Origin of the sequence: Streptomyces alboflavus (assembly GCF_000716675.1) — a bacterium.
Classification (GTDB): Bacteria; Actinomycetota; Actinomycetes; order Streptomycetales; family Streptomycetaceae; genus Streptomyces; species Streptomyces alboflavus.
Genome location: NZ_JNXT01000019.1, coordinates 50,819 through 69,310, shown reverse-complemented (window position 1 = coordinate 69,310; position 18,492 = coordinate 50,819). Strand labels below are relative to the sequence as shown.

Genomic DNA, 18,492 nt, shown 5'->3' with positions numbered 1-18,492 from the left:
GAGTCGGGCTGTCGGGATGGGCCGGCCGCGGCCGGAGTGTGCGGGGCGCGCCGGTCAGGCGGCCTGGTGCGCGGGCATGTCAGACCGCCTCCGCGGATTCCGGCATGTCGACGGCGAGCTGGTCGGTGAGCCGGACCACGTCCGCCACGTCCCCGAAGTCGCGCAGGGCGTTGTCGACGGTCTTGCGCAGCCGGGTGTTGACCCGCTCGGAGCGCACCTTCTTGGCGATGGCCAGGGCCTCGCCCGCGAGCACCGTGCTCTGCTCGGGCTCCTTCTGGAGGAGGTGCACGGTGGCCATGCCGATCAGGTTCAGTGCGTACGACCGCTGGTGCTCGGGGTCGCTGCCGAAGAGCTCGACCGCGCGCGCCATGACGGGCTCGGCCAGGGAGGCGTACGTGGGGCTGCGCCCGGCCACGTAAGCCAGGTCGCGGAAGGAGTGGGCGTTCTCGCCGTTGAGCTCGGCCTCGGAGAAGAAGCGGATCCAGTCGGGCTCGGGCTCGTCCCAGTCGTCCGCGTCGGCGAAGGTGTCCTCGGCCATCCGGACCGCCCGTTTGCAGCGGCCGGGCTGGCCCATTCCGGCGTAGGCGCGGGCCTCCATCGCATACAGCATCGACTGGGTGCGCGGGCTCGCGCAGTCGCGGCTGCCGTACTGCGCGAGGTGGATCAGTTCGAGGGCGTCGTCGGGCCGGCCGAGGTGGATCATCTGGCGGCTCATGCTGGAGAGGATGTACGACCCGAGGGACTTCTCGCCGGCTTCCTTGGCGGCGTGCAGGGCGAGCACGAAGTACTTCTGGGCGGTGGGCTGGAGCCCTACGTCGTAGCTCATCCAGCCCGCCAGTTCGGCCAGTTCGCCGGCGACCTTGAACAGGCGCTTGGAGGTGTCCTCGGGCTGGGGCTCCTGGAGCAGGTCGGTCACCTCGTGCAGCTGACCGACGACGGCTTTTCGGCGCAGGCCGCCGCCGCACTGGGCGTCCCACTGGCGGAACATCACCGTGGTGGACTCCAGGAGGTCGAGCTCGGGGCGGGAGAGGCGGCCGGGGCGGCGCGGGGTGAGCTGCTGCGGCTCGGGGGCGGCGACCGGGGCGGAGGGGCCTGGCACGAGCCAGCGCTGCATGGGCTCGATCAGGGCGGGGCCCGCGGACAGGGCGAGCGAGGTGCCGAGGAAGCCGCGCCGCGCCAGCATCAGGTCGCTGCGGCTGAACTCGCTGATCAGGGCGACGGTCTGGGGGCCGGTCCGGGGCAGGTCGATGCCGGACACGGACGGGGCCTTGTGGGCGGCGCGCAGGCCGAGGTCCTCGACGGCGACGACGCAGCCGAAGCGCTCGGAGAACAGCTCGGAGAGGATGCGCGGGATGGGCTCGCGGGGGTTCTCGCCGTCGAGCCAGCGGCGCACCCGTGAGGTGTCCGTGGAGATGTGGTGCGCGCCCAACTGGCGTGCTCTGCGGTTCACTTGGCGGGCCAGCTCGCCCTTCGACCAGCCGCTGCGCACGAACCAGGAACCGAGCATCTCGTTGGGGCGCTTCTCAGCGTTCGCACCGCTACCGCCATTGCCGCCCACTGGAACGCCCCCATCCCTCAAGCCACTTGTCCGAGGTCCACGTCAAGCCCTAACAGAATGCCGCGTGTTGCGGCGGTCCGTCCGGAGAATGTCACCCTTCGAACGGGAAACCGACTTGCCTCCGGCATACCCACGAGTGCGCAAGTCCCCGAGTCATGTACCGAAAGTAATCCTACGATCACCGCTCCGGCGAGGGCGAACGCGGAAACGCCACCATTCGCCACCCCTTCGAATGAACTCCATGCCCGCCGCACACGATTCACTTGACACCAGACAACCGCAACCAACCAGAAGTGGGCGGAGCGGAGCACGCAGGGGCGCGGGCCACGGAGTGCACCACCGGTAATGCCTCCGAGCGCGGGCACCACCTGACGGCGGAACGCGGCGAAAGTCGGCGAGAGTCGGCTTGAGACGTGCACAACGCGCCCAGGCGCGGCGAGTCACGGTCGGGATCCGTCACGCGGCGACCGCGCACACGTAACCACCGCACACGCGACCCGTTGGAGGGGGCATGGGCTTCACGATCGGCGGCATCCGGGGGACCAAAGAGCCCCGGTCCGGTGTCCGGGGAACGAAGGACGTCCGGGGGACCAAGCGGACAGGCGCGCCTGACGAGACGGGTACGACCGGCGCGACGGGCGCGACAGAGGCGGGCGCGGAGGCGCGGGTGCCGCGCGCGGCCAAGGAGGCGCGCGCGACGAGGGAGCCGCGCGCCACCAAGGACGCGCGCGCCGTCAAAGAGGCGAAGGAGCCGCGCTCCGGGTCCCGTCGGCGCTGTCGCTCGACCGCCGAGGAGTGCACGGCCGTCGCCGAGTACACGGGCCTGTGGGGCTGGGCCGTGGTGCCCGGCGCGCGCGCCCAGGACGGCCACTGCTCCTGCGGCCGTGCCGACTGCGCCGCCCCCGGCGCCCACCCGCTGGACTTCGCCCCGGAGATCGCCGCCGGTGCCACCCTCGACGAGGTGACCGAGGCCTGGTCGCAGGTCCCGGGCGCGTCGGTGATGCTGCCCGTGGGCCGCGCGTTCGACGTGATCGAGGTGGCCGAGGCCGCGGGGCGCCGCGCCCTGGTGCGCCTGGAGCGGATGGGTCTGCCGCTCGGCCCGGTGACGGCCACCCCGGACGGCCGCACGCACTTCTTCGTGGCCCCCGGCGCCGCCGCCGAACTGCCGCAGCTGCTCTACCGCATGGGCTGGGACGACACCGGCCTCGACCTGCACGGCCTGGGCCCCGGCGCGCACATCACCGCCCCGCCGTCCGACCGCGCGGGCCTCGGCCCGGTCCGCTGGCTGCGCTCCCCCGACCCCGAGTCCGTCACGGGCCCGCCGCACGCCCGTCTCCTCCTCGGCACGCTGGCCTACGTCGCCCATCGGTCCCCCGCGTAGCGCGCGTCCGCGCGCGGCGACCACATGACGAAGTGCCCCGCTCCCGGCTGCACCCGGGGGTGGGGCACTTCTTCGTGAGGCACTTTCTCGTGGAGCACTTCTTCGCCGACGGGGCGCGCCACGCACGCGCACGCCGTACGACGTGCGCGGGAGCGCGCGATACGTAAGGGCACCCGCCCCCGGCGCACCACGACGCCCGCCGCCTCAGTCCCCGATCAGCGCGTCCACGAAGGCTTCCGGCTCGAACGGCGCCAGGTCGTCCGCGCCCTCGCCGAGGCCGATGAGCTTCACGGGCACACCCAGCTCGCGCTGGACCGCGACCACGATGCCGCCCTTGGCGGTGCCGTCGAGCTTGGTGAGGACGATGCCGGTGATGTCGACGACCTCGGCGAAGACGCGCGCCTGCACCAGACCGTTCTGACCGGTGGTGGCGTCGAGGACGAGCAGCACCTCGTCCAGCGGCGCGTGCTTCTCGACGACGCGCTTGACCTTGCCGAGCTCGTCCATGAGGCCGGTCTTGGTGTGCAGTCGGCCCGCGGTGTCGACGAGGACGACGTCGGCACCCTCGGCGATGCCCTCCTTGACCGCGTCGAAGGCGATCGACGCCGGGTCGCCGCCCTCGGGCCCGCGGACCGTGCGGGCGCCGACGCGCTCGCCCCACGTCTGGAGCTGGTCGGCGGCGGCGGCGCGGAAGGTGTCGGCGGCGCCGAGGACGACGGAGCGGCCGTCGGCGACCAGGACGCGGGCGAGCTTGCCGGTGGTGGTGGTCTTGCCGGTGCCGTTGACGCCGACGACCATCACGATGGCGGGGGTCTCCAGGCCCGAGTCGGTCTTCACGGTGCGGTCGAGGTCCGTGCCGACCAGCGTGAGGAGTTCCTCGCGGAGCAGGGCGCGCAGGTCCTCGGGGGTGCGCGTGCCGAGCACACGAACGCGCTCACGCAGCCGCTCGACGAGCTCCTGGGTGGGGGCGACGCCGACGTCGGCGGTCAGGAGGGTGTCCTCGATCTCCTCCCAGGTGTCCTCGTCCAGGTGCTCGCGCGAGAGGAGCGTGAGCAGGCCCTTGCCGAGCGCGTTCTGGGAGCGCGACAGGCGCGTGCGCAGGCGCACCAGGCGGCCCGCGGTGGGCTCGGGCGTCTCGATCTCGGGAGCCGGCGGGGCCGCGGGCTCCTCGGTCGTGACGGGTGCGGACGCCGAGGGTTCGGCGACCGGCAGGTCCACCTCCTCGATCGTGCGGCGCGCTTCGTCGCGCGGCGTCTCGGCCTCGTCGCCGACGTGCGGCTCGGCCGGAGGGGCGGTGATGGTGGGCGTCGCGGAGGGGGCCTTCGCCTCGGGCAGCTGCTTCTTCTTGCGGCTGCCGACGACGAGCCCGCCGATCGCACCGACCACGACCACGGCGATGACTACAGCAAGGATGACGATTTCCATAACTCACCCAGTATCAGTCATGGGCCCTCCGGGCAGCCTCCTTGTGTCTTCCTCCAAAGTACATATGCCACTAGCCGCCATTACTCGGACTAAAGTACGATGGAAGAGGCTGCGTCAACGCGCGTAGAGTCCCATCTGCTGATTCACCCAGCTCACCCCCACCGGCCGGCGACGACGTCGACGCAAGCCGAGCGAGAGGCACGGAACCACCCCTCATGAGCACCACCGCCGAAACGGCCGAACACGAAGGCGCCCTGGAGACCCGAGGCCTTGAGCCCGTCCCGGACTCCGAGCGCCACGGCAGGACCCGCGAGCTGTTCCCCACCTGGGTCGCCGCCAACATCAGCGTTCTGCTCCTGACGATGGGCGCGGGCCTGATCGTCTCGAACGGCCTGAACTTCTGGCAGGTCCTGGTCGTCGCCCTGGTCTCCCCCGTCCTGAGCTACGGCCTGGTGGGCCTCGTCTCCATCGCGGGCAAGCGCGGCGGCTCCCCGGGCATGACGCTCTCGCGCGCGGTCTTCGGCCAGCGCGGCAACCTCTTCCCCGGCTCGCTGATCTGGGTCGCGCGCTGGGGCTGGGAGACGATCAACGCGGTCACGGGCGCGTACGCGATCCTCACGGTGCTCGACATCTGCTTCGGGGTGAAGCAGAACACCGCGCTGAAGGTCATCACGCTGCTCGGCTTCGTCGCCGCGACGTTCCTCATCTCGGGCCTCGGCCGCAAGGTCCTGCACGTGTGCAGCACCTGGTCGACGTACCTCTTCGGCGCGTTCAGCGTCCTGGTGCTCGTCTACCTCCTCACGGACACCGACTGGGGCCAGGTCTTCGACAAGCCCGCGGGCTCGACGGCGATGATGATCGCGGGCATCGGCACGATCGCGGCCGGCGGCATCAGCTGGGTGCCCACGGGCCCGGACTTCACCCGCTATCTGCCGCGCACGGCCCCGAACAGGCCGCTGGTCGGGCACGCCGTCGGCGGCGCCGCCATCGTCGTGGTGCCCATGGTCCTGATGGGCGCGGTCATGGCCGTCTCGCAGCCGAAGCTGTCCTCGGCGCAGGACCCGGTGGCCTTCCTCGGCGACCTGCTGCCGACATGGATCGCGGTGCCGTACCTGATCATGGCCCTGATCGGCATGCTGCTGATCAACTCGATGTCGATGTACTCCGCGGGCTTCACCGCCATGACGCTCGGCATCAAGGTCCCGCGCGCCTGGGCGGTCAGCGTGAACGCGATCATCAGCCTGATCTTCGGCTACCTCCTGATGAACGTCGCCACCAGCTTCATGGGTTCGTTCATCTCCTTCCTGACGCTGCTCGCGGTCGCGTTCTCCGCCTGGATCGGTGTCTTCGGCGTCGACATGTTCCGCAGGAAGACCTACGACGGCGAAGCGCTGATGGACACCAAGCGCACCAGCGCGTACTGGTACAAGGCTGGCTTCGCCTGGCAGGCCATGACGGCCTGGGCCCTCGCGCTCGTCGTGGGCCTGCTCTTCACCAAGGTCGACTGGTTCAGCGGCCCGCTCGCCACCTCCTGGATCGGGCGCAACGGCCTCGGCTGGCTCGTCACGATCGTGGTCGCGGGCGCGATGTACGCCCTGCTTCCGCGCCGGCCGCTCCCCGAGACGGCGGCGGCCGAGCCCGCTCCCGTCGCCGTGGCCAAGCCGGCCGCGGCCAAGGCGTGAACATCCCCGACCCCCGCCCACCCCTGGCCATCTGACACAGCGTCAGCTAACGTCCCCCTTCGCCGCACCCGGCCCGCTGCCCGCGGCTCGCCGTCCCGGTGAAGGGGGACGTTCCGCATGCCCGTCACAGTCGTACGTGTCAACCTCGTCGATCCCGAGGCCACCCCCGACACCCTCAGCGCCCGCTACCGCGCGGCCTTGGAGATGGCCGCGTACGCCGACGACCGCGGCGTGTCCACGATCCAGACCGAGGAGCACCACGGCGTCGCCAACAACTGGCTGCCCTCACCGTTCGCCTTCGCGGGCGCGGTGTTCGGGGCCACGCGGCGCATCGCGGTGACCGTCTCGGCGGTCATCGGGCCGCTGCACGATCCGCTGCGCCTGGCCGAGGACATCGCCGTGCTCGACCTGCTGAGCGGCGGCCGTCTCGTCACGGTCGCGGGGATCGGCTACCGGCCCGAGGAGTACGCGGCGTTCGGCGTCGAGTGGACCCGGCGCGGCAAGCTCCAGGACGAGCTGCTCGAGACCCTGCTCAAGGCCTGGACCGGCGAGGAGTTCAGCCACCGCGGCCGCACCGTGCGCGTCACCCCGCGCCCGTACACCAGGCCGCACCCGATGCTCCTGGTCGGCGGCTCGTCCCGGGCGGCGGCCCGCCGCGCCGCCCGGTTCGGCCTGCCGTTCTTCCCGAGCGCCCATCTGCCGGAGCTGCAGGCGTACTACGACGAGAAGCGCGCCGAGTACGGCACCGAGGGCTGGACGATGATGCCCGCCGCCGAGACCCCCCTGCTGCACCTCAGCGAGGACCCCGACCGCACCTGGGCCGCGTACGGCGAGCACTTCCTGCACGAGGCCCGCACCTATGCCTCCTGGCAGTCCGACGACATCCGCTCCGCGGTGCGCTCGGCGGCCACGACGGTCGGCGAACTGCGGGCCGAGCGCGTATACCGGATCCTCACGCCCGACGCGTGCGTGGCGCTCGCGGAGTCGGGGGCGAACCTCGTCCTGCATCCGCTCGCCGGCGGGATGCCGGTGGACGAGGGGTGGCGGAGCCTGCATCTGTTCGGCGAAAACGTACTGCCCCGGCTCAAGGACTGACCTTGCGGTCCTCGGGCCGGGGCAGCTTCCTCAAGAGGAGCGGGGCAGCGGGGTTTAGCCCATCTCCTCCAGGGTCTTGCCCTTCGTCTCCTTGACGAACTTGGCGACGAAGGGGATCGAGAGCGCGGCGAACGCGCCGTAGATGATGTACGAGCCGGTCAGGCTCCACTCCGACATGCTCGGGAAGGTCTTGGTGATCGCGAAGTTGGCGAGCCACTGCGCGGAGGCGGCCACGCCGAGCGCGGCGGCGCGGATCTTGTTCGGGAAGATCTCGCCGAGCAGCACCCAGACCACCACGCCCCAGGAGAGGGCGAAGAAGAGCACGAAGGCGTTGGCGGCGATGATCGCGGTCAGACCCTGGCCCTGCGGCAGCGAGACGTCGTCACCGGAGCCGGTCCGGTAGGAGAACGCCCAGGCCATGGTGAACAGGGCGATGGCCATGCCGGCGGAGCCGATGAGGGCGAGCGGCTTGCGGCCGATCCGGTCGACGAAGATCATCGCGATGACCGTGCCGACGATGTTCACGATCGACGTCTCGAAGGAGTACAGGAACGAGCTGCTCGGGTCGTGGCCGATCGACTGCCAGAGCTGGTTCGAGTAGTAGAAGATCACGTTGATGCCGACGAGCTGCTGGAAGATCGACAGGAAGATGCCGATCCAGACGATCGGCAGGAAGCCGAACTTGCCGCCGAGCAGGTCCTTGAACGTCGACTTGTGCTCGCGGTGCATGGCCAGCTCGATCTCGGCAGCGCGCGCCTCGACGTCGACGGAAGTGCCCTCGACCTCGGCGAGCACCTTCTTGGCCTCGGCCTGACGGCCGACGGAGAGCAGGAAGCGCGGGGACTCGGGGATCACGAAGGACAGCAGGCCGTAGAGGACGGCCGGGACGACCATGACGCCGAGCATCCACTGCCAGGCCTCCAGGCCGGCCAGGTTGCCGCGCTGGTCGCCGTCCGCCATGTTCAGGATGCCCCAGTTGACGAGCTGGGAGACGGCGATGCCGACCACGATCGCGGCCTGCTGGAAGGAGGCGAGGCGGCCGCGGTAGGCGGGCGGCGCGACCTCGGCGATGTAGGCCGGGCCGATCACGGAGGCCATGCCGATGCCGATGCCGCCGATGAAGCGCCACACGGTGAGGTCCCACGCGGCGAACGGCAGCGCGGAGCCGACGGCGCTGGCCGCGAAGAGGACCGAGGCGATCTGCATGCAGCGGATGCGGCCGATGCGGTCGGCGATGCGGCCCGCGACGGCGGCACCGACGGCGCAGCCGAGCAGCGCGGTGGCGATGATCCAGCCCAGCATGTCCGCGTTGACGTCGAACCGGTCCTGGATCGCGACGGTCGCGCCGTTGATCACGGAACTGTCGTAGCCGAAGAGGAACCCGCCCATCGCGGCGGCTGCCGTGATGAAGATGACATGGCCGAGATGGTCCGGATGGGCCTCCCTGGCCCCGGGCTGCGGCGGCTGCGCTGTGCTGGTCACGTGTACTCCTCGGGCCACCGGCTGCGTTGCCGGGGGTGGGGGTGAGAGCCCTTCAAGTGGCGCACAACTTCACGCCGCCCACCACCTGAAGGTAAAAGCAACGTTGCAGAGACTATTCCTTCAAGTTGCGAAGTCAATAGTTCGTTAACTGTGAATCTGAGCCACACAAGACCACACCCCGCGTTCAAGCTCTGAACGCGGGGTGGGCTGGAGGGGTGAACCGGGCGAGGGCTAGCGCAGCCGCTGGCTGATCACCTTCGAGACGCCGTCGCCCTGCATGGACACGCCATAGAGCGCGTCCGCGACCTCCATCGTCCGCTTCTGGTGCGTGATCACGATGAGCTGCGAGGCCTCCTGCAGCTCCTGCATGATCCGGATGAGCCGCTGCAGGTTGGTGTCGTCGAGCGCCGCCTCGACCTCGTCCATCACATAGAACGGGCTGGGCCGCGCCTTGAAGATCGACACGAGCAGCGCCACGGCGGTCAGGGACCGTTCGCCGCCGGAGAGCAGCGAGAGCCGCTTGACCTTCTTGCCGGGCGGCCTGGCCTCGACGTCGACACCGGTGGTGAGCATGTTGTCGGGATCGGTCAGGATCAGCCGTCCCTCACCGCCCGGGAAGAGCCTGCTGAAGACCCCCTCGAACTCCCGGGCCGTGTCCCGGTAGGCCTCGGTGAAGACCTGCTCGACGCGCTCGTCGACCTCCTTGACCACCTGGAGGAGGTCGGCCCGGGTCTTCTTGAGGTCCTCCAGCTGCTCGCTGAGGAACTTGTGGCGTTCCTCCAGGGCCGCGAACTCCTCAAGGGCCAGCGGATTGACCTTCCCGAGCTGCTGGTACGCCCGCTCGGCTGACCTGAGGCGCTTCTCCTGCTCGGCGCGCACATAGGCCACCGGCTTGTTGCGCGGGTGCTCCGGATCCTCGGGCAGCTCCTCGCCCTCGGCGGCGGGCGAGGGCGGCACGAGCTGGTCGGGCCCGTACTCGGAGACGAGCCCCGCGGGTTCCACACCGAGTTCCTCCAGCGCCTTGGTCTCCAGCTGCTCGATCCGCAGCCGCTTCTCCGCGCCGAGTACCTCGCCCCGGTGGACTGAATCCGTCAACTTGTCCAGCTCGTCCTTCAGCTCGCGCCCCTGGTTCCGCTCGGCGACCAGGTCCCGCTCCCGCACCTCCTTGGCGCGCTCGGCGGCGGCCCGCTCCTGCTCGGCGCGGACCAGGGAGACCTCGACGTGGGCGAGCAGCTGGCGGGCGCCGGAGGCGACGGCCTCGGCGACGGCGGCCTCGTGGCGCAGCCGCGCCCTGCGCTGCTCGGCACGCGCGCGGGCCTCGCGTTCGGCGCGGGCGGCGCGGTCGAGGCCGTCGGCGCGCCCGGCGAGACCCTTGACCCGCTCTTCGTGCGTGCGCACCTGGAGCCGGGCCTCCATCTCCGTCTGGCGTGCGTTGGCGCCGTCGGCAGCGAGCCGGTCGCGCACGGCGGTGTCGGGCTCCTCGTCGGCCGGCGCCTCCTCGGCGACGGCGAGCCGCTCGGCCAGCTCCTCGACCTCCGCCGCGGCCCGCTCCAGTGCCTCCTGGGCCTTGGCGGCCGCGGCGGCCGACCGCTCCGCCTCCCCGGCGGCGCCGCGCGCCTGCCCGGCGAGGGACCCGAGCCGCTGGGCGACGGCCGACTTCTCCCGGTCGGCGGCGCGCCGCCGCTCCCCCAGCTCCTCGACCAGCGCGGCACACTCCGCGCGCGACTCCCCCGCCCGCTGCTGCGCCCCGGCCAACTCCTCGCACCGCACGTCAAGGTCGGCGAGCTCGGCCGCCGCCTCGTCGACGGACGCCTGCACCTCAAGGAGGCTCGGCGCACCCGCGGACCCGCCCTGCGCGAAGTGCGCCCCGAGCAGATCCCCGTCGGCGGTGACGGCCGTCAGCTCCGGGTGCGCGTAGACCAGGTCCTCGGCGTCCTCCAGGGTCCCGACCACGACGACATCCCGCAGCAGCCGCCGCACGGCGGGCATCAACTCGGCGGGTCCGCGCACGAGTTCGGCGGCGCGCGGGGGGCCGTCGCGGCGCGTGTCCGGCGGTACGTCGACGGGGGTCCCGTCGGCCCGACCAGCGGCGGCACCGGCGCCCCCGTCACCGTCGCCGCCGTCAGGCGCCCCCGCCAGCAACAGCGCGGCCCGCCCCCCGTCCTGCTTGCGCAGCAGGCGGATCGCTTCTGCTGCCGATGCGGGCGTCGACACGGCGATCGCGTCGGCGGCCGCGCCGAACGCCGCCGCCACCGGCACCTCGAAGCCCGGTGCCACGCTGAGGAGTTCGGCTGCGGGGCCGAGCAGCCCGGTGAGCCGCTCGCGGGCGGCGAGCAGCGCGCCCGAGCCGTCCTTGCGGCGCAGGCCCAGGGCGAGGGCGTCGTGCCGGGCGGCGACGGCGGCACGCTTCCGCTCGGCCGCGGTGACCGCCTCGCGGGCCGCGCTCGCCTCGGCCTCGGCGGCGGCGAGGGCGCGGCGGGCCTCCTCGTGCCGCTCCCCCAACTCGGCGTCGCCCGCGTCCAGGCCGTCGACCTCCGCCTTGAGCTGTTCGTACTCCTCCTGCGCGGTGACCGCCCGCTCCCGTGCCTCGTCGCGGGCGAGCGCGAGCCGGTCGATCTCGGCCTGCGCGGACGCCGCCCGCGACCGGGCCGCGTTGACCTGGCCGCCGAGCCGCGCCAGGCCCTCGCGCCGGTCGGCGATGGCGCGCGCCACGTCCTTCAGGCGCCGCTCCTCGGCGGCAAGGTCGCGCTCCAGCTCCGCGCGGTGGGTGACGGTGTCGTCGAGGGCGTACTGCGCGGCTTCGAGGGCCGCTTCGAGCTCCGCCTCCTGTTCGCGGATGCGGGCGGCCTCACGCTCCATGTCCTCGGGCTCGCGTCCGCGCCGCTCCTCGGCGGGCGCCGAGCGGGCGCTCTTGATCCGGGCGTCGGCGAGGGAGATCGTCCCGCGCACCCGCTCCGCCAGTTGCGACAGTTCGTACCAGGTCTGCTGGGCCCGCTGAAGGCGCGGGCTGAGCCGACGCACCTCGTCCTCAAGGACCGCCTCGCGCTGGAGGGCCGTCTTCAGTTCGGCCTCGGCGGCGTCCTTGCGGGCCTTGAGCGCGGCCTCGTCGGCGACCTCGGCGTTCAGGGCCTGCCGCATGCCCACGAGGTCGTCGGCGAGCAGGCGCAGGCGGGCGTCGCGCAGGTCGGCCTGGATGACGGCGGCGCGCCGGGCGACGGCGGCCTGGCGTCCCAGGGGCTTGAGCTGGCGCCGCAGTTCGTCGGTGAGGTCCTGCACGCGCGCGAGGTTGGCCTGCATCGCGTCCAGCTTCCGCAGCGCCTTCTCCTTGCGCTTGCGGTGCTTGAGGACGCCTGCGGCCTCCTCGATGAAGGCGCGGCGGCCCATGGGGTCGGCGTGCAGGACGGAGTCGAGCTGGCCCTGGCCGACGATGACGTGCATCTCGCGGCCGATGCCGGAGTCGGAGAGCAGTTCCTGGATGTCGAGCAGACGGCAGGTGTCGCCGTTGATCTGGTACTCGCTGCCGCCGTTGCGGAACATGATCCGCGTGATGGTGACCTCGGCGTACTCGATCGGCAGGGCGCCGTCGGAATTGTCGATGGTGAGGGACACCTCGGCGCGGCCGAGCGGGGGCCTGCCGGTCGTCCCGGCGAAGATGACGTCCTCCATCTTGCCGCCGCGCAGCGATTTGGCGCCCTGTTCGCCCATGACCCAGCTCAGCGCGTCCACGACGTTGGACTTGCCGGATCCGTTCGGTCCGACGACGCAGGTGATGCCCGGTTCGAATTTCAGCGTCGTCGCCGACGCGAAGGACTTGAAACCGCGCAGTGTCATGGCCTTGAGGTGCACGCCGCGTGACTCTACCTTTCTCCGTGAGTTCACCGAGGAACGTGCGAGCAGTTTCACGGCGGAAGGTGCAGGGCACATCAGGTGTAAGGCCCCACGGGGCACGGCGACGGGCAGGGCCCGGGGCAGCGGGAGCGGCAAAGCCCGGGGGACGCAAAGCCCGGGGACGGGAGCCACAAAGAAAGAAGGGACGCCGAAGCGTCCCTTGCAGATCTCTCGGATCTATCGCGGATCTCCTGGATCTATTCGATCAAGCAGATCTCTCTTGTTCAGCGGCTTATGACGGGCGGCCCGACCACGCGTGGCAGGAAAGTCCGTTGCCGTGGGCTCGAAGTGGCGTGGGTCAGGTGAGCGCAGGCTCCGCCTGGGGTACGTCGATGCTCTCCAGGAGCGCGTCGTGAGAAGCGGCAGCCGCCAGCGTGTCGTTCTCCGCCTGGATCCTGACGAGCTCGGATTCCAGGTCCTGGACGCGCTGCTGAAGCCGTCGCATCTCGGCGAGGAGTCGCGGGTCGCTGCCGCCGACGTAACCGAGAAGCGCCTTTGCCATGATGGATGGTCCTCCACACTGAGTGACCGACCGAATCGGTGTGGGTCGTGAGGGAATCGCACCCGCGGTGCCTGGCACTCTTCTGTTCTTGCTGGGTGTTACTTGGCCGTTCTCACATGCCAAACAGCTAAGGTGCGCGGGGCTTCCAGAGTCTCACCAAAAAGTTTGACGGTCAACACGATCACGCCCCGTATTGACGGGCGACCCGGGGGCGCGCGGCCGTGGAACTACGGCGCTGCCTCTGCGGCGGGGCCCTGGGGGCGTCGAGATCATCCTTACCCTCGGAGCCTGCCACGGCAAGCCCCTCTTGGCAATCACCAGGTCTTTCCTGCCCCAGACAGGTGCCACGGCCACATCCGCCGGGGCACGCCGGAGCGCGCCGAGCGGACCCGCGTCAGCGAATGGCGAACGACTCGTAGCCGCCCCGTGGCGTGTCCCAGATCTCAGTCACACCGTCGACGCGGCCGGGAGTGTCGCCCGCGCGGAGCCAGTCGAGGAGCCGTTGGCAACGCTCGCGTGAACCTTCGGCGACCACTTGCACGCGGCCGTCGTCGAGATTGAGAGCAAAACCACTCACGGCTCCGATCTCGAGCGCCTTGGCCCGCGTGAACCAGCGGAAACCCACTCCCTGTACACGGCCGCGCACCCAGGCGGTGAGCCGGACTTCTTCGTTCATAAGGTGCACGCTAACCGGCCAATTGCTCAGGGAGCACTTCGCCCCCTTGCGCCATCGCGTACAGTCGCGACTCGACGAGCCTCACCCGTATGGGTGAGTCACGTCGACGGTCAGAACGACGCCCCGGGCACGTGCCGGGCGTCAGGACGAAAGGCCAGGAGATGGGACGCCACCGACGCTCCGCCGCCGGCCGCGCCGCCACCGGCCGCGCCGATCATTCCCCCCGTTCCGATCACTCCGAACTTCCCGATCATTCCGCCGGATCCGCTGACCTCACGGGTTCCGGGGACGCTTCGGGCACCGCCGGTGCGGGCTCTTATGAGAACGCTTCCGGCGCGTACGGCTTTTACCGGGGGCACGCGGAATACGAGGGATACGAGGGATACGCGGCACGCGGGGGAAACGGGGGATTCGACGCGTCCTCCTCCGACGCCTATCTCTTCGGCACCTCGACCGCCGAGACGGCCGCGAGCGCCCTGCCCGGCGGGGAGGGCCGTCGGCGCGGTCCGTCGCAGCACCGGCGCAGGCGCCGCGCCTCCACACCCGTGCGCACCGGACTGCTCGGCGTCTCCGCCGCGGTCGCGATGGGCGCCGTAGCGGTCGCCTCCGGCCTGGTGCCCGGCGGCGACACCTACTCGCTGGGCGGTGGCGACACCCCCGGCGCGGTCAGGACCGCGGGCTCCCCCTCCGGAATCGACCCCCAGGGCGGCGCCAACGGCACCGCCGAGGGCAACCGCACCACCCCGGGCCCCGCCTCCGACACCCCACCCCCGTCGGAGTCGAGCGCCGAGCCCTCGCAGAAGCCGTCCGGCAAGCCCTCGACCACGCCGTCCAAGCCGCAGCACGACAGCGGCGACAAGGGCGCCGGACGCGACGAGGCCGACAAGCCCGGCGAGGGCGGCAAGGCCGAGAAGGGCAAGGGCGCGGACAAGGACCGCGAGGACCCGGGCAAGGACATCGGCGCGGACAAGCCGGACCGGACGCCCGCCCCGAGCCGCACGACGCCCCAGAAGCCCACCGCCCCGCCCGCGCCCGCGAAGCCGTCGGCCGACGAGACCGCGGCCGAGGCCGAGGTGCTCGCCCTGGTCAACCAGGAGCGGGCCAACGTGGGCTGCCGACCGGTGACCGCCGACCCCGGGCTCGCCACGCTGGCCGGGGACTTCAGTGCCGACATGGCCGAGCGGGACTTCTTCGCCCACACCGACCCGGACGGCGCGACCCCGTGGGACCGCGCCGAGAAGGCCGGCATCCAGGACCTGGGCGGCGAGAACATCGCCCGGGGCCAGGCCAACGCCCAGTCCGTCATGGACGCCTGGATGAACAGCCCCGGCCACCGCGCCAACATCCTCAACTGCGACTACAAGACCCTGGGCGTCGGCGCGCACTTCGCGCCGGGCGGCCCGTGGTGGACGCAGGACTTCGGCTTCTGAGCCACGGCTCCGCCGCGCGCGGACCGCTGCGCGCGCGGCGCCCCGACAGCCCGGGCGCCCCGGGCCGCGTCAGGCCGCCACGGCCGCGCGGCCCGCGAGGACGATCCGCGCGGTCTCGGTGACGCGGCGGCCGAGGTGCTCGGCCGTGGCGATGTCCGCCTTGTGCACGGCCTCCGGGCCCTCGTCGGAGTTGGTCTGGGCGGCGGCGCCGGAGAAGAAGCCGAGGCGGTTGAGGTCGGTCTCGGAGCCCTCGGTGGAGTTCCAGCCGGGGAGCAGGCCGAGGCTCACCCAGTGCATGCCCTGCTGGGCGGCGAGCGTCTGGAAGTACTGCAGGGTGTGCAGCTTGTCGCCGCTCTTGGACGCGGAGTTGGTGAAGCCCGCGGCGATCTTGTCCTGCCAGGCACGGGTGAACCAGCGCTTCGACGAGGCCTCCGCGAAGACGTGGAAGGCGCCCGAGGCGGTGCCCATGTAGGTGGGCGAGCCGAAGACGATGGCGTCCGCCGCGTCCAGGAGCTCCCACTCGGCCTCGGTGATCTCGTCGACCTTGATCAGGTGCGTGTCGGCACCGGCGTCCTCGGCACCGGCGCGGACGGCCTCCGCGACGACGGCGGTGTGCCCGAATCCGGAGTGGTAGGCGATGGCGACAACGGGGCTTGACATGGCGGAGTACTCCTCGACGGGGACGGGGGTGGGGAGGCGGCGGCCCGTGGACCGGCCGACAAACGAAAGGAAAGCACTAACTTTTCGTTAGCGCAACCTCATGGTTAGCGCTGCGGGAGAGTATGCTGCCGGTATGGACCCCCTCGTACGCCCCGAGAGCGCCTCCGACGCCGACGCGGACCTCGCCTACAACGTGTTCGCGCGTGCCTGCCCGTCGCGGACCACGCTGGAGCACGTCACGGGTCGCTGGGGCGCGCTCACGCTGGGCGCGCTGCACGACGGGACGTTCCGGTTCAACGAGCTGCGCCGCCGGGTCGACGGCGTGAGCGAGAAGATGCTGTCGCAGACGCTGCACGCCCTGGAGCGCGATGGTCTGGTGCACCGCGACGCGCAGCCGACGAACCCGCCGCGCGTGGACTACCGCCTCACCCCGCTGGGCGAGCAGATCGCCGAGCGCCTGCTGACCTTGATCCACTTCGTGGAGGGCAACCAGGACGACGTACTGGCGGCCCAGCGGCGCTACGACGAGAGCCAGGCCGGGCGCTGAGCCGTGCCCGCGGCCTCGGCGGGCGTGAACACTACGGGAGTCTCGGCGGGCGTGAACGCTACGGGAGCCTCGGCGGGCGCTGGCAGCGCGGGCAGAAGTAGCTGGACCTGTTCATCCAGGGCCGCCGCCGCATCGGCGTCCCGCAGCGCCGGCAGGGCTCGTCCTCGCGGCCGTACGCGTCCAGGGAGCGGTCGAAGTAGCCCGACTCGCCGTTCACGTTGACGTAGAGACTGTCGAAGCTGGTGCCGCCGACGGCGAGGGCCTCGTTCATCACGTCCCGTACGTGGCCGAGGAGTTCGGCGGTGCGGGGCCGGGTGAAGGTGGCCGTCGGGCGTTCGTAGTGCAGCCGGGTGCGCCACAGCGCCTCGTCGGCGTAGATGTTGCCGACGCCGCTGATCAGGGACTGGTTGAGCAGGGCGCGCTTGATCGTGCTGCGGCTGCGGCGCAGGGCCTGGTGGAAGGCCTCGTCGTCGAAGAGCGGGTCGAGCGGGTCGCGGGCGATGTGCGCGATGACGTCCGGCAGGCCGTCCGGGGTGTTCTCGTGCAGGGAGAGGCCGCCGAAGGTCCGCTGGTCGACGAAGCGCAGCTCGGTGCCTGCCGCGTCCGGGGCGGCGGCGCCCAGCTCGTCCGTGAAGCGCACCCGGATCCGCAAGTGCTTCTCGTCCGGGGTCTGTTCGGTCTTGACCAGGAGCTGGCCGCTCATGCCCAGGTGCGCGAGGACGGAGGTGCCGCTGTCCGCGAGGGGCAGCCACAGGTACTTGCCGCGGCGCATGGGGGCGCCGAAGCGGTGGCCCTTGAGGCCGAGCGCGAAGTCCTCGGCGCCCGCGAGGTGCCGTCGGACGGCGCGCGGGTGCAGGACCTCCACGTCGGAGACGGTCCGGCCGCCTACCCAGCGTTCGAGGCCGCGTCGGACCACCTCTACCTCGGGCAGTTCAGGCACGGGGGTCCTCCGGACGGGTGCGGGGTGGGGGCGCCGGTAGCTTATCGCTCGGCGTCCGCCGGGGTTGAGGTCCTGTCGGCGCTCCGCGCCTCGTCCTCAAGCGCCGGACGGGCTATGGACAGCCCCTCGACCCCAGAGCCGCCCCGACAGCAGAACGCCCGCCCGTCGGCCGGAGGGCCGGTTACGGGCGGGCGTTCGACTTGCTGGGGGGATCAAGCGGATTCGGCTTCGCCGAACGGCGAATCCGGTGGCGTCGATTCGGCTTGTGCCGCTTCCGCCGCCTTGGCTCGCTCGTCCGCCGCCGCGCGAATGGCGCGCCAGGCGGATTCCGCGGCCTGCTGCTCCGCTTCCTTTTTGCTGCGGCCGGTGCCGGTGCCGTACGAGACGCCTCCGACGCGGGCGGCAGCAGTAAAGGTCTTCTCGTGGTCCGGGCCGCTCTCCGAGACGAGGTACTCGGGCACGCCGAGGTTCTCCGTCGCGGTGAGCTCCTGGAGGCTGGTCTTCCAGTCCAGGCCCGCGCCGAGGTTCGAGGACTTCTCGATCAGCGGGTCGAAGAGCCGGTGCACCAGCTCGCTCGCCGCTTCCAGACCCCGGTCCAGATAGACCGCGCCGATCACCGCTTCCAGGGTGTCGGCGAGGATGGAGGCCTTGTCCCGGCCGCCCGTGCCCTCTTCGCCCCGGCCGAGCCGGATGAAGGAGCCGAGTTCGAGCCCGCGACCCACCTCCGCCAGCGCACGCGAGTTGACCACCGCGGCCCGCAACTTGGCCAGCTGGCCTTCGGGCAGGTCGGGGTGGGTGCGATACAGCGTGTCCGTGACCACGAGGCCGAGCACGGAGTCCCCGAGGAACTCCAGACGCTCGTTGGTGGGCAGACCGCCGTTCTCGTACGCGTACGAACGGTGGGTGAGCGCACGCACCAGAAGGGCGGACTCGAGCTGATACCCGAGCCGCCCTTCCAGAAGCGTGTGGGACGAGGCCGCGTTGTTGCTGTCTGCCATCTTGGCGTCTTCCGCCTTCTTCGGGCTAGACACAGCGCCTCTCACCAGCCGCTCAGACCTCGAGGACCTGGCGCTTGTTGTAGGTGCCGCAAGCGGGGCACGCGATGTGCTGCAGCTTGGGCTCCTGGCAACGCTCACACGAAACCAGGGTGGGGACCGCAGCCTTCCACTGCGACCGGCGGTGGCGCGTGTTGCTGCGCGACATCTTCCGCTTCGGAACAGCCACGG

General features: G+C 71.4%; 15 protein-coding genes. 5 read left to right on the top strand and 10 right to left on the bottom strand.

Going from position 1 to position 18,492, the window contains the following annotated elements; translation table 11 throughout:
* Nucleotides 1-79 precede the first annotated feature (79 nt).
* A complete protein-coding gene (gene nsdA, locus OO63_RS16375) occupies nucleotides 80-1,558 on the bottom strand; it encodes a transcriptional repressor NsdA (protein WP_033264180.1) in 1,479 nt (492 codons plus the stop codon).
* A 667-nt stretch (nucleotides 1,559-2,225) separates the two neighbouring features.
* On the opposite strand from nsdA, the gene OO63_RS16370 reads away from it, so the two are divergent.
* Complete coding sequence (locus OO63_RS16370) at nucleotides 2,226-2,939, top strand: bifunctional DNA primase/polymerase (RefSeq protein WP_051810939.1); 714 nt, start codon at nucleotides 2,226-2,228, stop codon at nucleotides 2,937-2,939.
* 204 nt (nucleotides 2,940-3,143) lie between these two features.
* Here OO63_RS16370 and ftsY read toward each other — a convergent pair whose 3' ends face one another.
* Nucleotides 3,144-4,364 (bottom strand): signal recognition particle-docking protein FtsY, encoded by a 1,221-nt coding sequence (ftsY, locus tag OO63_RS16365; protein ID WP_030361967.1) that lies wholly within the window; start codon nucleotides 4,362-4,364, stop codon nucleotides 3,144-3,146.
* 215 nt (nucleotides 4,365-4,579) lie between these two features.
* Between ftsY and OO63_RS16360 the strand changes: the two genes are divergently transcribed.
* A complete protein-coding gene (locus OO63_RS16360; RefSeq protein WP_030361966.1) occupies nucleotides 4,580-6,046 on the top strand; it encodes a purine-cytosine permease family protein in 1,467 nt (488 codons plus the stop codon).
* Nucleotides 6,047-6,163: 117 nt separating this feature from the next.
* On the top strand, nucleotides 6,164-7,141 hold the full coding sequence (locus OO63_RS16355) for an LLM class flavin-dependent oxidoreductase (RefSeq protein ID WP_030361965.1): 978 nt from the start codon (nucleotides 6,164-6,166) through the stop codon (nucleotides 7,139-7,141).
* 54 nt (nucleotides 7,142-7,195) lie between these two features.
* Here OO63_RS16355 and OO63_RS16350 read toward each other — a convergent pair whose 3' ends face one another.
* The 4 genes from OO63_RS16350 to OO63_RS16335 all read right to left on the bottom strand — a co-directional run bounded on the left by OO63_RS16350 (nucleotide 7,196) and on the right by OO63_RS16335 (nucleotide 13,689).
* A complete protein-coding gene (locus tag OO63_RS16350; protein WP_030361964.1) occupies nucleotides 7,196-8,623 on the bottom strand; it encodes a sugar porter family MFS transporter in 1,428 nt (475 codons plus the stop codon).
* 231 nt (nucleotides 8,624-8,854) lie between these two features.
* Complete coding sequence (gene smc / locus OO63_RS16345) at nucleotides 8,855-12,469, bottom strand: chromosome segregation protein SMC (protein ID WP_030361963.1); 3,615 nt, start codon at nucleotides 12,467-12,469, stop codon at nucleotides 8,855-8,857.
* 340 nt (nucleotides 12,470-12,809) lie between these two features.
* Nucleotides 12,810-13,013, bottom strand: coding sequence for a hypothetical protein (locus tag OO63_RS16340; protein WP_030361962.1), 204 nt, complete (start codon nucleotides 13,011-13,013; stop codon nucleotides 12,810-12,812).
* 394 nt (nucleotides 13,014-13,407) lie between these two features.
* Nucleotides 13,408-13,689 (bottom strand): acylphosphatase, encoded by a 282-nt coding sequence (locus tag OO63_RS16335; protein WP_030361961.1) that lies wholly within the window; start codon nucleotides 13,687-13,689, stop codon nucleotides 13,408-13,410.
* A gap of 545 nt (nucleotides 13,690-14,234) precedes the next feature.
* On the opposite strand from OO63_RS16335, the gene OO63_RS16330 reads away from it, so the two are divergent.
* Nucleotides 14,235-15,119 (top strand): CAP domain-containing protein, encoded by an 885-nt coding sequence (locus OO63_RS16330; RefSeq protein WP_346009328.1) that lies wholly within the window; start codon nucleotides 14,235-14,237, stop codon nucleotides 15,117-15,119.
* Between the two features lie 69 nt (nucleotides 15,120-15,188).
* Here the strand turns inward: OO63_RS16330 and OO63_RS16325 are convergent, their stop codons facing one another.
* On the bottom strand, nucleotides 15,189-15,779 hold the full coding sequence (locus tag OO63_RS16325) for a flavodoxin family protein (protein ID WP_030361959.1): 591 nt from the start codon (nucleotides 15,777-15,779) through the stop codon (nucleotides 15,189-15,191).
* Nucleotides 15,780-15,912: 133 nt separating this feature from the next.
* On the opposite strand from OO63_RS16325, the gene OO63_RS16320 reads away from it, so the two are divergent.
* Nucleotides 15,913-16,326 carry a winged helix-turn-helix transcriptional regulator gene (locus OO63_RS16320; RefSeq protein WP_030361958.1) on the top strand — a complete coding sequence of 138 codons (414 nt, stop codon included), beginning with the start codon at nucleotides 15,913-15,915 and terminating at the stop codon, nucleotides 16,324-16,326.
* Between the two features lie 58 nt (nucleotides 16,327-16,384).
* On the opposite strand, the gene mutM is transcribed toward OO63_RS16320, so the two are convergent.
* The 3 genes from mutM to rpmF form a co-directional block, all read right to left on the bottom strand.
* Nucleotides 16,385-17,266: a bifunctional DNA-formamidopyrimidine glycosylase/DNA-(apurinic or apyrimidinic site) lyase gene (gene mutM, locus OO63_RS16315; RefSeq protein ID WP_030361957.1), complete on the bottom strand. Its 882-nt coding sequence runs from the start codon at nucleotides 17,264-17,266 to the stop codon at nucleotides 16,385-16,387.
* A gap of 212 nt (nucleotides 17,267-17,478) precedes the next feature.
* Nucleotides 17,479-18,309, bottom strand: a complete 831-nt coding sequence (gene rnc / locus OO63_RS16310) for a ribonuclease III (protein WP_078619170.1) — start codon at nucleotides 18,307-18,309, stop codon at nucleotides 17,479-17,481.
* 7 nt (nucleotides 18,310-18,316) lie between these two features.
* Nucleotides 18,317-18,490 carry a 50S ribosomal protein L32 gene (gene rpmF, locus OO63_RS16305; protein WP_030361955.1) on the bottom strand — a complete coding sequence of 58 codons (174 nt, stop codon included), beginning with the start codon at nucleotides 18,488-18,490 and terminating at the stop codon, nucleotides 18,317-18,319.
* Nucleotides 18,491-18,492 lie beyond the last annotated feature (2 nt).

Bases quoted from the DNA above. Each gene is read 5' to 3' on its own strand.
- OO63_RS16355 (WP_030361965.1), top strand. From the start codon at position 6,164: ATGCCCGTCACAGTCGTACGTGTCAACCTCGTCGATCCCGAGGCCACC.
- OO63_RS16325 (WP_030361959.1), bottom strand. From the start codon at position 15,779: ATGTCAAGCCCCGTTGTCGCCATCGCCTACCACTCCGGATTCGGGCAC.
- OO63_RS16320 (WP_030361958.1), top strand. From the start codon at position 15,913: ATGGACCCCCTCGTACGCCCCGAGAGCGCCTCCGACGCCGACGCGGAC.
- OO63_RS16360 (WP_030361966.1), top strand. From the start codon at position 4,580: ATGAGCACCACCGCCGAAACGGCCGAACACGAAGGCGCCCTGGAGACC.
- OO63_RS16340 (WP_030361962.1), bottom strand. From the start codon at position 13,013: ATGGCAAAGGCGCTTCTCGGTTACGTCGGCGGCAGCGACCCGCGACTC.
- OO63_RS16335 (WP_030361961.1), bottom strand. From the start codon at position 13,689: ATGAACGAAGAAGTCCGGCTCACCGCCTGGGTGCGCGGCCGTGTACAG.
- ftsY (WP_030361967.1), bottom strand. From the start codon at position 4,364: ATGGAAATCGTCATCCTTGCTGTAGTCATCGCCGTGGTCGTGGTCGGT.